Genomic DNA, 507 nt, shown 5'->3' on the forward strand with positions numbered 1-507 from the left:
GCCCTGGCCCCGGCGGGGGCGGCGGCGTACGTCCTGTGGGTGGGTGCGCACACCGGGCGCGGACTGCTCGGGTACCTCGACGTGCAGGGCGGCTGGGGCAACGGCTTCGACGGCGGCCTGGCCTTCGCCCGGTTCATCGGGGCGAAGCTGGCCTCGGGCGCGGCCCCGGCGGGGATCGGCCTGACGGCGGGCGTGGTGCTGGTGCTGTGGCTGTACGCCCTGTGCGTGCGGCAGCGGCAGCCGACCGCGCTGCTGGTGTACTCCGGGCTCGTCCTCGCGCTGGCGCTGGGCGCGTCGGCGTACTTCGGGTCCAAGCCGCGGCTGCTGCTGCCCGCCTTCCCGCTGCTGCTGCCGGCGGCGGTGGCGCTGGCCCGGCGGCGGCCGGGCCGGGCGGCCGCAGTGCTGGGGGCGGTGGCGCTGGTCTCGGCGGTGTACGGGGCGTTCTGGCTGAACGGCTCGGGGCCGCCGTAGAGATGGCGGGACCGGGGCGGCGGCCGGGTACCGGCC

The 507-nt window shown here is 78.5% G+C and carries 1 pseudogene; it reads left to right on the plus strand.

Going from position 1 to position 507, the window contains the following annotated elements:
* Positions 1–471, plus strand: a pseudogene (locus tag HYE82_RS37015) (hypothetical protein); the annotation flags it as partial.
* Positions 472–507 lie beyond the last annotated feature (36 nt).

The sequence above is a fragment of the Streptomyces sp. BR123 genome (genome assembly GCF_013401435.1).
Classification (GTDB): domain Bacteria; phylum Actinomycetota; class Actinomycetes; order Streptomycetales; family Streptomycetaceae; genus Streptomyces.